The following is a 12,894-nucleotide window of genomic DNA, read 5'->3' on the forward strand; positions in this document are numbered from 1 at the left end:
ATTTTGTATTCAAGAGTAGACTTAGACGGGAATCCGGCCTGTTACAAACCGGGAAGTATGTATTACATACGAGTTAAAGTTGGTCTTTATGACAAATTGGGTGGTACCGCGAAGTTTAACCTTTCGTCCCTTTATGGATGAAAGGTTTTTTTTGTATTTAAATATATGAGCAAAGGAGAATTTCACTATGGAAAACACATTAGTAAAAAGTCTGTATAGAGATACAGAAAAGTATGCAGATCAAACAGTACAAGTATCAGGGTGGATTCGTAACTTACGTGATTCAAAAGCATTTGGTTTCATCGAATTAAACGACGGTAGCTTCTTCAAAAGCGTTCAAATCGTTTTCGATACAGAATTAGAGAACTTCAAAGAAATTGCAAAACTTCCACTTAGCTCTTCAGTTAAAGTAGAAGGTAAAGTAATTGCAACGCCGGGAGCGAAGCAACCATTTGAAATTAAAGCAGAAAAAATTGATATCGAGGGCTTATCAGATTCTGATTACCCACTTCAAAAGAAGCGTCATACGTTTGAATACTTACGTACAATCGCTCACTTACGTCCAAGAACAAATGCATTCTCTGCAACGTTCCGCGTACGTTCTATCGCAGCATTTGCGATTCACCAATTCTTCCAAGAGCGTGGATTCGTACATGTCCACACACCAATCATCACTGGTAGTGATACAGAAGGTGCTGGCGAAATGTTCCGCGTAACAACGCAAGATTTAAATAACCTACCAAAAGGTGAAGACGGAAAAGTTGATGAGTCAAAAGACTTCTTCGGTAAAGAAACAAACTTAACAGTAAGTGGACAGCTGAACGCTGAAGCTTATGCATTAGCATTCCGTGATGTATACACATTCGGACCTACATTCCGTGCAGAAAACTCAAACACAACTCGTCACGCTGCTGAGTTCTGGATGGTTGAGCCTGAGATTGCATTCGCTGAACTAGGTGACGTAATGAACCTTACAGAAGATATGCTGAAATATGCAATGAAATACGTATTAGAGCATGCACCAGAAGAAATGGAATTCTTCAACAGCTTCGTTGATAAAACAGTTCTAGAGCGCATGAACAACGTAATCAACTCTGACTTCGGTCGCATCACATATACAGAAGCAATTAAAGTGCTTCAAGAATCAGGTGCTGACTTCAAATACCCAGTAGAATGGGGAATTGACTTACAAACAGAGCACGAAAGATACTTATCAGAAGAAATCTTCAAACGCCCTGTATTCGTAACTGACTATCCGAAAGACATTAAAGCATTCTACATGCGTTTAAATGAAGACGGTAAAACAGTAGCTGCTACTGACCTTCTAGTTCCTGGCATCGGCGAATTAATCGGCGGAAGCCAACGTGAAGAAAGAATGGACGTTTTAGTAGACAGAATTAAAGAATTAGGTATGAACGAAGAGGACTACTGGTGGTACTTAGAACTTAGAAAATACGGCGGTACAAAACACGCTGGATTCGGTCTAGGTTTCGAGCGCTTCCTAATGTACATCACTGGTATGGCTAACATCCGTGACGTAATTCCATTCCCAAGAACTCCAGGTTCTTCTGAATTCTAAAATATGAAAAAAGGCGAGAGGATTTCCTCTCGCTTTTTATTTTACATATTGTATAGTTTATTCCCTCGTAGCAAAAAGTAACGCGAAGGGGTGAATATAAATGAGTAAAAAAGTGAAAAAAGATCATTCAAGATCGGGCCTAGGTTCTCCAGAAGTTGAAGGACAAGGAACGACGACACATGAAACAGGTTCTCATAAAGTATCTTCATCAAATAAGAAGCAGAAACGAAGCTAACATAACAAAGGAGAGTCTTAAGGGCTCTCCTTTGTTATGTGTTACATCTTATTATCGTTAATTTCTTTTGTAATCTTATTTATGTCTTTGTCTAATCGATCTAAATAGAAAAACCACAGTAAACTTATGAACACGTAATAGATGGCCATCACGCCAAGATTATCAGATATATTTTCGAATGTGGATTTAGTAGTGAAAAAAGCTCCCCAAATTATAGAAATAGTGAGGTAAGAAAGTGGGCCTACGAGGTGTACGAAAGCATATAGTACCTTTTTAACTTTTACAGCGTTCATATGAAAAACCTCCTTTTTCTAATCATACATTCAAGTTCTTCACAGAAGTGTTGTAGTTTTGCTGGATTATGTATTAACAAGCGTGCATCGTGTTTCCCGATAAATCTTCGAATCCGAAAGTTTAATAAGAAAGATCGACCATAACGCTCTATTAAATCGTTGAACGCTGGTTGTTCACTTAGTAGCTGAATGTTTTCTCTAATTTCGAACTGTCTTTCGTGTGGATCGCCTAGTAAAATATTTAGAATCATTTGTAGAAGTAGCAATGTAGATCTCCTCCTATGTTAGAATAATCTGTATATTATAATTATAACAAAACTATAAGGACAATAGTAGGATGAAACAAAAAACAGGAGTTTGTAGGCTCCTGTTTTTGTCGATACTATTTTAATAAGCGAAGCGCCTTCTCCGTATTAGCGAAATGCAGTTTCACAAACTCGGGTAATCGTTCTTTACCAAGCTTTTGAATTAATTTAGCAGCAGCGATATCAACTTGTTTACCAGCACCTTTCGGAAGTGGCATACCAGCTTTTTTACTTAGTTCGTCAAACTGTTTTACGAATGAGTAGCGAGCTAAAATAGAAGCAGCGGCTACTGCTAAATGGACGCTTTCACCTTTCGTAGCGAAATAAACATTTTCACGCTGTACCTGTTTTTGTTTTGCTAAATATTTGTAGTATGTATCAGGTTGTGTGAATTGGTCGATTAAGACGCCTTCAGGTTTTGTAGGTGCCATTTTAGCTAATAAGTTTGTAATAGCTTTATTGTGTAGTAAAGCTTTTAGCTTACCTTGGTTGTTTCCTTTATCAAATAGCTCGTTATATTTTTCGTTATGAAGGACAAGAGAGCTATAAGGAACAACGTGTAGAAGTTGTTTCGCAATGGCAGTAATTTGATCGTCATTTAAGTTTTTAGAGTCTTTTACACCAAGTTCTTTTAGTAGTGGAATTTGCTTCGCATCCACATATACAGCAACGACTGTCATTGGTCCGAAGAAATCACCAGTACCAACTTCATCAGACCCTACAATAGACATTGTACTGATGGAAGCAGGCGGCGCATAACGGTGTGAATCGACAGATTTTTTTACAGCTGTTTTTGGTGTTTGAGAGACAGTTTGCCAACGAGAAGCTTCTGCTTCAGCGCGGCCTCCTTGGAACATTACTTTTCCAGATTTATACGCTGTAATCGTGCAAGATGGCACCTTTGCCATGAAGATTCCGCCTTGTGGAATTTTCGGGCTAAGCGAATGTTTATATTGTTGTTTCATGTCTTCAATTACTGTAGAATTTGTTTGAATTACGATAGAATTTGACATAATGGTCGCCCCTTTTTTTATATTGTTATTTTTATCATATCGGATTGTTCTTTCTGTTTCCATATTATGAAGGTTCATGGTATGATAAACTTTAGGATTCTGTACGTGATTGGAGGCCGGTGAGTTGTCACAACAAAAGGGAAAGAAAAGTCGAATTAATGTAGAAATCTATGGTCAGCAATATTCAGTTGTTGGCGATGAAAGTACAAGTCATATCCGCATGGTAGCAGCGATTGTGGATGATAAAATGCGCGAACTCAATGCCAAGAATCCTTCGCTTGACACGAGTAGACTAGCGGTATTGACGGCGGTAAACGTCATACACGATTACATAAAATTAAAAGAAGAACATGAGAAATTGAAAGAAAGTATGACAAAAAAAGGAATGGAATAACATGATTGATATTATTATCATTTTACTGCTTGTTATGGGATTTTTCCTCGGCTTACGCAGAGGGTTTATTCTGCAACTTGTAAAGTTAACAAGCTTTATTATCGCATACCTTGTTGCATACTGGTACTGTAAAGATTTAGCGCCAGCACTTGCGAAATTTATTCCGTATCCATTTGATAAAAACGTATCTGTTCCAGAATGGATTGATGCAAATAATATTGAGACAGTATTTTATCAAGCGCTTGCGTTTATCATATTGTTTATTATTACAAAAATAGCACTTTCATTACTTGGTAATTTGTTAAATATGTTTGCAGAAATACCGGTTTTAAAGCAAGTAAATGCGTTTGCGGGGGCAATCCTCGGATTTTTAGAAGTATATATTGTTTTGTTTGTCTTAATTATCATTGGAAACATTCTTCCGATTGAACAAGTACAAACACCATTACAAAAATCATCAATTAGCAAAATAATTGTAGACGATACACCGATTCTATCTGAAAAGGTGAAGGAACTATGGCAGACAGGTAGCAGAGTATAACTTCTCTTTTTTCGGAAAGAGAAGTTTTTTTCTATGAAAGAAAGGCGGGGTAATGATGAAAGTAAATAAAAAACAAGTTATCAAATTATTAGAGACAATCGGGCTTTTTATGGAACTAAAGGGTGCGAATCCATTTAAAATATCTGCATTTCGTAAAGCGGCAGCAGCATTAGAAAGTGACGATCGTAGTCTTTCTGAGATTGAAGATTTCACAAAGATTCCGGGCATCGGAAAAGGAACAGCAGCCGTTATTCAAGAATATATAGAATCGGGAACATCTGAAGTATTACAAGAACTTGAAAAAGAAGTACCGAGTAGCTTATTGCCGTTATTAAAACTACCAGGTCTTGGTGGTAAAAAGGTGGCTAAGTTATATAAAGAGCTAGGCGTTATTGATATGGAGACGTTAAAAGCTGCTTGTGAGGAAAATAAAGTACAAGCTTTAGCTGGTTTCGGTAAGAAGACAGAAGAGAAAATATTAGAAGCAATCGATCAAGTAGGCTCTCGTCCAGAGCGTTTACCAATTGCGATGGTATTGCCTATTGCCGGGGAAATAGAGGAGAAATTGTCGAATATTGCTGAAGTAATTCGTTTCTCTCGCGCTGGTAGTTTGCGCCGTGTTCGTGAAACAGTGAAAGATTTAGATTTTATCATTGCAACGACAGAACCAGCAGCGGTACGTGAGCATTTACTACAATTCGATAATATGATTGAGGTAATCGCAAGTGGGGATACGAAAGTTTCTGTTCGTCTTCAATATGAATATGATATTTCAATCGATTTCCGCTTAGTAAAACCAGAAGAGTTTATTACAACACTTCACCATTTCACAGGATCAAAAGACCATAACGTAAAAATGCGTCAAATCGCAAAAGATAAAGGCGAGAAAATTAGTGAGTACGGTGTAGAGAACTTAGAAACAGGTGAAGTGAAAACATTTGAGACTGAAGAAGACTTCTTTGCTCATTTCGGTCTACCATTTATTCCGCCAGAAGTGCGTGAAGATGGAAAAGAAATTGAATTAATTAAAGAGTATCCGAACTTAATTCAGTTTTCCGATATACAAGGTGATTTACATATGCATACAACTTGGAGTGACGGTGCTTTTTCTATTGAAGAAATGGTACAAGCGTGCCGTGCTCGTGGATATAAGTTTATGGCGATTACTGATCACTCGCAATACTTAAAAGTAGCGAATGGTTTAACGAAAGAGCGTCTTCGTGAGCAAGCGAAAGAAATTGAACGTATGAATGAAAAGTATCCAGACATTACAATTTTACGCGGAATTGAAATGGACATTTTACCAGATGCCTCGCTTGATTTTGATGATGAAGTATTAGAAGAATTAGACTATGTCATTGGAGCGATTCACTCTAGCTTCTCACAAGACCGTGAAACGATCATGAAGCGTCTGCGTACTGCACTTGAGAATAAACATGTCACAATGATTGCTCATCCGACAGGACGTCTTCTCGGGCGCCGTGAGGGTTATGATGTAGATACAGATTTATTAATTGAACTCGCAAAAGAGACAAATACAGTTTTAGAATTAAATGCGAATCCGAACCGTCTAGATTTAAGCGCGAAATTATTAAAACAAGCACAAGATGCTGGTGTAAAAGTAGCGATTAATACAGATGCTCATACACTTGAAATGTTAGAAGATATGGAAACAGGTGTAGCAGCAGCACGTAAAGGTTGGATTCAAAAAGATAACGTGATTAACACATGGGATATTGAACGTTTATTAGACTATATTAAACGTAATAAGTAACGCAAGGGGGACCTGCAACATGTTAGAAAGAACGTTGCGTGTATTAGAATACAATAAAGTAAAAGAACAATTACTTGAACATACAGCCTCTTCACTTGGCCGTGACAAAGTGAAGCATTTAGTGCCGAGCACTGATTTTGAAGAAATTGTAGAAATGCAAGATACAACGGATGAAGCAGCGAAAGTTATTCGTTTAAAAGGTAGTGCACCATTAGGTGGTATTACGGATATTCGCTCAAATGTGAAGCGTGCAAAAATTGGGAGTATGTTAAGTCCAAATGAATTACTTGATATTGCGAATACGATGTATGGTAGTCGTAATATGAAACGTTTCATTGAAGATATGGCTGATAACGGTGTCGAGCTTCCGATTTTAGAAACTCACGTCGCTCAAATTGTATCTTTATATGATTTAGAAAAGAAAATTACAAATTGTATCGGTGACGGCGGTGAAGTAGTCGATAGCGCAAGTGATAAACTGCGTGGTATTCGTACTCAAATTCGTACTGCGGAAAGCCGTATTCGTGAAAAATTAGAAAATATGACGCGCTCTTCAAATGCGCAAAAGATGCTGTCTGACTCGATTGTAACGATTCGTAACGAACGTTACGTAATCCCAGTAAAACAAGAATACCGCGGCGTATATGGTGGTATTGTTCACGATCAATCAGCTTCTGGACAAACGTTATTTATTGAACCGCAAGTCATTGTAGAATTAAATAACGCACTGCAAGAAGCTCGTGTGAAAGAGAAACAAGAAGTCGAACGCATCTTATTGATGTTAACAGAAGAAGTGGCAGTAGAAGCCGATATCGTTTTATCAAACGTAGAAGTAGTTGCGAATCTTGATTTCATTTTTGCGAAAGCTTTTTATGCAAAGCGAATTAAAGCAACGAAACCAATCGTAAATAACGAGCGTTATATGGATTTAAGACAAGCTCGCCATCCGCTAATCGATCCAGAAATTATTGTGCCAAATAACATTATGTTAGGTAAAGATTTCACGACAATTGTTATTACAGGACCGAATACAGGTGGTAAAACAGTTACGCTGAAAACAGTTGGTATTTGTGTTTTAATGGCGCAATCTGGTCTTCACATTCCAGTAATGGATGAGTCAGAGATTTGTGTGTTTAAAAATATATTTGCTGATATCGGTGATGAGCAATCGATTGAACAAAGTTTAAGTACGTTCTCCTCACATATGGTGAACATCGTTGATATTTTAGAAAAAGCTGATTTTGAAAGCTTAGTTTTATTCGATGAATTAGGTGCTGGAACAGACCCACAAGAAGGGGCTGCACTAGCAATTTCGATTTTAGATGAAGTATGTAATCGCGGTGCTCGCGTTGTTGCAACGACGCATTATCCAGAATTAAAAGCATACGGATATAACCGTGAGCAAGTTATTAATGCGAGTGTTGAGTTTGATGTAAATACATTAAGTCCAACTTATAAATTATTAATCGGTGTACCAGGCCGTAGTAATGCCTTTGAAATTTCGAAACGTCTTGGATTATCTGATCGCGTTATTGACCAAGCACGCAACCACATTAGTACAGATACGAATAAAATTGAAAATATGATTGCGAAGTTAGAAGAAAGCCAGAAGAACGCAGAGCGTGACTGGAACGAAGCAGAAGCACTTCGCAAACAATCTGAAAAACTTCATCGTGAATTACAACGTCAAATCATTGAATTTAACGAAGATCGCGATGAACGATTATTAAAAGCGCAAAAAGAAGGGGAAGAAAAAGTCGAAGCTGCAAAGAAAGAAGCAGAAGGCATTATTCAAGAACTTCGTCAATTGCGTAAAGCACAGCTTGCAAACGTGAAAGATCACGAGTTAATTGAAGCGAAGAGCCGTCTAGAAGGCGCAGCACCAGAGCTTGTTAAGAAACAAAAAGTAAACGTGAAAAACACTGCGCCGAAGCAACAGTTACGTGCAGGTGATGAAGTAAAAGTATTAACGTTCGGTCAAAAAGGTCAATTACTTGAAAAAGTAAGCGATACTGAGTGGAGCGTACAAATCGGTATTCTGAAGATGAAAGTAAAAGAATCTAACATGGAATACATTAACACACCGAAGCAAACAGAGAAAAAAGCAGTTGCAACGGTAAAAGGTAGAGACTATCACGTTTCATTAGAACTTGACCTTCGTGGTGAACGATTTGAAAATGCAATGGCGCGCGTTGAGAAATACTTAGACGATGCCCAGCTTGCAAGCTATCCTCGCGTATCAATTATTCACGGTAAGGGGACAGGAGCACTTCGCCAAGGTGTACAAGATTACTTGAAGAAGCATCGCGGTGTAAAAACCTTCCGTTACGGCGACATGGGCGAGGGAGGCCTAGGCGTAACAGTTGTCGAATTAAAATAGAAAACAACGAAACAAAGGGGAAACCATTATATGTTTATGGACAAACTTGCAAAAGTATTGTTAGCTTGTTGCGGAATATTTTTGGTGATTGGGGTTATTTATTTAGTTGTTTTTGCGAAGTGAAAAAGCGTCAATCGTGGCAGAATTATATTGCCATAGATTGACGCTTTTAATATATGTGAAAAGGAATAGAACATGAAAATCAACCAATACATAAGCGAAGCAAAATCATGCTCCAGACGTGAAACAGATCGCCTCATTAAAGCTGGACGCGTGGCTATTAATGGTGAAATATGTACGCACGGTGAACTTGTGAGCGATGGTGATGTTGTAACGATTGATGGGCAAGTTATTGTAAAAGAAGAGAAAGAAAAGGTGTACATAGCCTTTCATAAACCAGTCGGAATTACTTGTACAGCAGCTGATCATATTGAAGATAATATTATTGATTATATCAATTATCCAGAGCGAATCTTTCCAGTTGGACGATTAGATAAAGCATCGGAAGGACTTATCTTATTAACGAATGACGGCGGCATTGCGAATCGAATTTTACATGGTGATCATGAGCACGAGAAGGAATATGTTGTCACAGTCGATAAACCTTTTACGGACTGGTTTATTGATGAGATGTCCAGCGGTGTAAAGATTAAAGATGGAATGACGAAGCCGTGCAAAGTGACAAGAGTCGATCAATCAACATTTCGTATCGTTTTAACGCAAGGAATGAACAGGCAAATTCGTAGAATGAGTCGAGCTTTCGGGTTTACTGTAATAAAGCTAAAGCGAGTACGCATTATGAATATAGAGCTAAATGAGCTTGAAGTTGGAAAGTGGCGGAGCGTTACAGCTGAAGAGTTAGAAATTTTAATAGGGCAGTTATAGGGAGGGAAAATTTTCTCCCTATATTTTTTTTGTCAGAAAAAATAAAACTATTGATTTTTTAAAAAATAGCCCATATAATAAAAAACAACAAGTTTCGACAAGATATTTTATAAAAGTAATGATGAGGACATGAGTTGTATTTTACGATTCTCAGAGAGGGAAGCCTTAGGCTGTGAGCTTCCTAATACGAAAAGACAAGCTTACCACCTCTAAACTTCAAGAGTGAACTGCATACATGATGCATTGTAATTCTTGGCGGATAAAACCGTTATCAATTTACACGAGCTATAAAATGAGCTTATTTCGTTATAAATTCATTTTATTAGAATAAGGGTGGAACCACGATTTCAACACTCGTCCCTTTGTTAGGGACGGGTGTTTTTTGCGTTCTTTTACGGGGAAGTATGCTTGAAAGAGGATATGTGACGGATTTTAATTCAGAATATTTTGTTAATTTATTATTTTAGGAGGTTAGTAGAAATGAAATCATCTTTAAAGTTTTCGGAGATGTTTGCAATAAGTTTAATGTTATTTGCACTGTTTTTTGGTGCAGGTAATATGATTTTTCCACCAGCGTTAGGGCAAGGTGCTGGAACGGACGTATGGATCGCGCTGTTTGGTTTTATCGTAACAGGCGTTGGACTACCTTTATTAGGAGTAATTGTTATAGCTTTAAAGGGAGATATTAATGAGCTAGCAGGACGTGTACATCCTATATTCGCACTTGTTTTTATCACTGCAATTTATTTATGTTTAGGCGTATTCGTAAGTGTGCCGCGTACAGGAACAGTAGCTTATGAGATGAGTGTTGCACCGTTTTTACCAAGTGAGATAGCTGGTCAGTCATATCCACTTGTTATCTTTACACTTATTTTCTTTGCAGTCACTTTCTATTTAGCTTTAAATCCTTCGAAATTAGTGGGTCGTATTGGTAAGGTGCTAACTCCAATATTATTAGCTGTTATTGCAATTATCGTAGGTAAAGCACTTATTACACCAATTGGAGAATTTGGTGCACCGACAGAAGCGTATAGTGCTCCTCTCTTTAAAGGATTTATTGATGGATATTTAACTTTAGATGGACTTGCAGCACTGGTATTCGGAAATGTTGTAATTCATGCGTTAAAAGAAAAAGGAATTACAAATAAAAACAGTATTGCAAAAGTAACAATCTTTGCAGGATTTATTGCAGCGCTTGGTCTACTACTTGTGTATTTAGCACTTGCTTATCTTGGAGCTTCTAGTGTGTCACTTGGAATGGGCGCAAACGGAGGAATTATTTTAACAAATGTCGTGAATCATTTATTTGGTAGCTACGGAACTTTATTACTAGGGATCGCAATTACAGCAGCATGTTTAACAACTTCTGTAGGTATTGTTGCAGCTTGTGGTGATTACTTCTCTTCCTTATTACCAAAGCTTTCTTATCAAAAAGTCGTTTTCATTTTCTGTGTATTAGCATTTATGGTAGCAAATCTTGGGTTAACTCAGTTAAATGCATTAGCATTACCAATCTTAATCGCAATTTATCCAATTGGAATCGTACTTATCGTATTATCACTTGTTGAAAACTACGTTCGTCTTCCATTAGCGATGTATGTGGGCGGGATTGTAGGAGCATTTGCAATAAGTTTCTTTGATGGATTACACAATGCAAACCTTCAAATTGCAGCGCTAGCACCTATTTTAGATAAGATTCCATTATATAGTGTAGGAATTGGTTGGTTAGTTCCAGGCATAATCGGTATAGGATTTGGTTATATAGTTTCTAAGTTTCAAAAGCAGGAAATTGCTGTAGAAAAATAGAGAAAAGAGGCTTTCTATTATAGAAAGTCTCTTTTTTTGTAAAAAAAGCCGCATATAGAGAAATTCAGATATTAAAAATTTTATACGTAATATAGTTGACAAAAAAATTATGAGTAGGCTAAGATTGACTTAGTTGTGGAAATATTGGAAGGGAAGTGAGGGAAAAGGGGTTTCTATAACTATAGTGTTGTTGTGGGAAGAGGTGAAAGAAGAGGAGAAGAGATAGTTTATTTTTTTTGATTTGAATTGAGAATGATAATCAATAAATGCGTTTTATCATTTTTTCTCAGTTTCTATGCCTTCGTATAAGGAATAGGGTGAGATATTATTTTTAATATTAAATGAGAATGATAATCAATAATACTTATGTTACATAAAAGAATGCTAATTAAATAATAGGTAGAAGAGATTATTTTTTTCTTATAAATTGAGAATAATTATCATTTTCAAAAAGTGAAATGAAAGATAACCAAGGAGGAAACAAGAAAAATGAAAAAGGTTTCTGTATTACCCGCTTTTATTATAACGTTCGTATGTATGTTAGCTTTTCTTGTAATGCCATACGGGAATGCATCAGCAAAACTAGCTGATGGTACTTACGATATTAATTACGTAATTCAAAAAGCGGAAAATGATTCAGCTTCAATGGCAAATGACTATTTTGAAAAGCCAGCAAAATTAATAGTGAAAAACGGTGAGATGAGAGTACAAGTTCCGATGAATCATAGTGCTTGGATTACAGAATTTAAAGCACCAGAGAACGGGAATTTTGTTGATGCGAAAGTTGTTAGTAAAGATGAATCGGCAGATAAAAGAACAGTAGAGTTTAAAGTAGATGATTTATCCAAACCGGCAGCTGTAAAAATTCATGTTGTTGTACCAAATGCAAACTATGACCATCACTACACAATTCGTTTTGCATTTGATGCAAATGTAAAAGCTGTAGGTGGCGATAACGGCGTAGCTGCTACAACAAAAAATAATGATCAAGCGAAAACAGATACACAAGTAAAAGAAGAGAAAACAAAAGTAGAGAGTAAGGAAACAGCTAAAGAAGTGAACAAAGAAACAAAAAATGAAAATGGAAAAGCTGAAAAAACAGATAACCCAAAAACAGGCGATGAAGCACGTATTGGATTGTTTGTAGCGTTAATTCTTATTTCAGGTGCTTTCTTAATTCGTAAAGTGAAGTTGAGTAAATAAATCTTTTGAAGGGTGATGAATATATGTTTAAACAATTTAAAATGATTATTGCCGTATTTGCTGTTTTATTTACGTTTATCGCAACACTAGGTTTACAAGATGCAAAGGCTGCTACAAAACTAGCTGATGGAAAATATAATATTGCTTTTACTGTATGGAAAGGCGATAAAGATGAATCGTCTAGAATGAATAGTTATTTTGAAAGCCCAGCAACATTAACAGTTAAAAATGGAAAACAATATGTTTCATTTAAAGTGAAAGATAGTGCTTCTATTAAAAGTTTCCAAGTAGAAAAAGATGGTCAATTTGTAGAAACAAACGTGTTAAGTGAAAACAAAAAAGATAATACTAGAGTAGTAGAATTTGAAGTTGCTGACTTGTCAAAAAAACTAAATGGAAAGGTGAAAATTAATATTCCAATTATTAATTATAATGCTTCATATGATATTCGCTTTGTATTTGATGGGAGCAGTATTAAATAATTTT

General features: G+C 36.6%; 13 protein-coding genes and 2 other annotated features (1 of these 15 only partly in view). Of the genes, 10 read left to right on the forward strand and 3 right to left on the reverse strand.

What is annotated here, in order from left to right; all coding sequences use genetic code 11:
- Positions 1–134, forward strand: a binding site (T-box leader) (it extends 118 nt beyond the left edge of the window).
- A gap of 53 nt (positions 135–187) precedes the next feature.
- Complete coding sequence (asnS, locus tag ES895_RS01225) at positions 188–1,579, forward strand: asparagine--tRNA ligase (protein WP_000432177.1); 1,392 nt, start codon at positions 188–190, stop codon at positions 1,577–1,579.
- 100 nt (positions 1,580–1,679) lie between these two features.
- A complete protein-coding gene (locus ES895_RS01230; RefSeq protein ID WP_000039590.1) occupies positions 1,680–1,814 on the forward strand; it encodes a YuzL family protein in 135 nt (44 codons plus the stop codon).
- A gap of 41 nt (positions 1,815–1,855) precedes the next feature.
- Here the strand turns inward: ES895_RS01230 and ES895_RS01235 are convergent, their stop codons facing one another.
- From ES895_RS01235 to rnhC, 3 genes are all read right to left on the reverse strand, one after another.
- Positions 1,856–2,107, reverse strand: coding sequence for a hypothetical protein (locus tag ES895_RS01235; RefSeq protein WP_000994758.1), 252 nt, complete (start codon positions 2,105–2,107; stop codon positions 1,856–1,858).
- Entirely contained in the window at positions 2,104–2,373 is a 270-nt protein-coding gene (locus ES895_RS01240) for a hypothetical protein (RefSeq protein WP_000925537.1), read from the reverse strand. The genes ES895_RS01235 and ES895_RS01240 overlap by 4 nt, the downstream gene beginning before the upstream one ends.
- 116 nt (positions 2,374–2,489) lie before the next feature.
- Positions 2,490–3,425, reverse strand: coding sequence for a ribonuclease HIII (rnhC, locus tag ES895_RS01245; RefSeq protein WP_000071574.1), 936 nt, complete (start codon positions 3,423–3,425; stop codon positions 2,490–2,492).
- A gap of 124 nt (positions 3,426–3,549) precedes the next feature.
- Here rnhC and zapA point away from each other — a divergent pair, with 124 nt between their 5' ends.
- The 8 genes from zapA to ES895_RS01285 all read left to right on the forward strand — a co-directional run bounded on the left by zapA (position 3,550) and on the right by ES895_RS01285 (position 12,890).
- Positions 3,550–3,819 (forward strand): cell division protein ZapA, encoded by a 270-nt coding sequence (zapA, locus tag ES895_RS01250; RefSeq protein ID WP_000082701.1) that lies wholly within the window; start codon positions 3,550–3,552, stop codon positions 3,817–3,819.
- A gap of 1 nt (position 3,820) precedes the next feature.
- Positions 3,821–4,360 (forward strand): CvpA family protein, encoded by a 540-nt coding sequence (locus tag ES895_RS01255; protein ID WP_000565412.1) that lies wholly within the window; start codon positions 3,821–3,823, stop codon positions 4,358–4,360.
- Positions 4,361–4,415: 55 nt separating this feature from the next.
- Positions 4,416–6,134: a DNA polymerase/3'-5' exonuclease PolX gene (polX, locus tag ES895_RS01260; protein ID WP_000867517.1), complete on the forward strand. Its 1,719-nt coding sequence runs from the start codon at positions 4,416–4,418 to the stop codon at positions 6,132–6,134.
- 19 nt (positions 6,135–6,153) lie between these two features.
- Positions 6,154–8,514 (forward strand): endonuclease MutS2, encoded by a 2,361-nt coding sequence (locus tag ES895_RS01265; protein ID WP_000893716.1) that lies wholly within the window; start codon positions 6,154–6,156, stop codon positions 8,512–8,514.
- Between the two features lie 195 nt (positions 8,515–8,709).
- Positions 8,710–9,399, forward strand: a complete 690-nt coding sequence (locus ES895_RS01270) for a 23S rRNA pseudouridine(2604) synthase RluF (protein ID WP_000700746.1) — start codon at positions 8,710–8,712, stop codon at positions 9,397–9,399.
- A gap of 109 nt (positions 9,400–9,508) precedes the next feature.
- Positions 9,509–9,764 (forward strand) — a binding site (T-box leader).
- 115 nt (positions 9,765–9,879) lie between these two features.
- Entirely contained in the window at positions 9,880–11,205 is a 1,326-nt protein-coding gene (gene brnQ6, locus ES895_RS01275) for a branched-chain amino acid transport system II carrier protein BrnQ6 (protein WP_000842650.1), read from the forward strand.
- Between the two features lie 489 nt (positions 11,206–11,694).
- Positions 11,695–12,408, forward strand: coding sequence for a heme uptake protein IsdC (isdC, locus tag ES895_RS01280; protein WP_000757952.1), 714 nt, complete (start codon positions 11,695–11,697; stop codon positions 12,406–12,408).
- Between the two features lie 23 nt (positions 12,409–12,431).
- A complete protein-coding gene (locus ES895_RS01285) occupies positions 12,432–12,890 on the forward strand; it encodes an NEAT domain-containing protein (protein WP_000476163.1) in 459 nt (152 codons plus the stop codon).
- The last annotated feature ends 4 nt before the right edge of the window (positions 12,891–12,894 follow it).

It is taken from the genome of Bacillus sp. 007/AIA-02/001 (genome assembly GCF_004634455.1).
GTDB lineage: Bacteria > Bacillota > Bacilli > Bacillales > Bacillaceae_G > Bacillus_A > Bacillus_A cereus.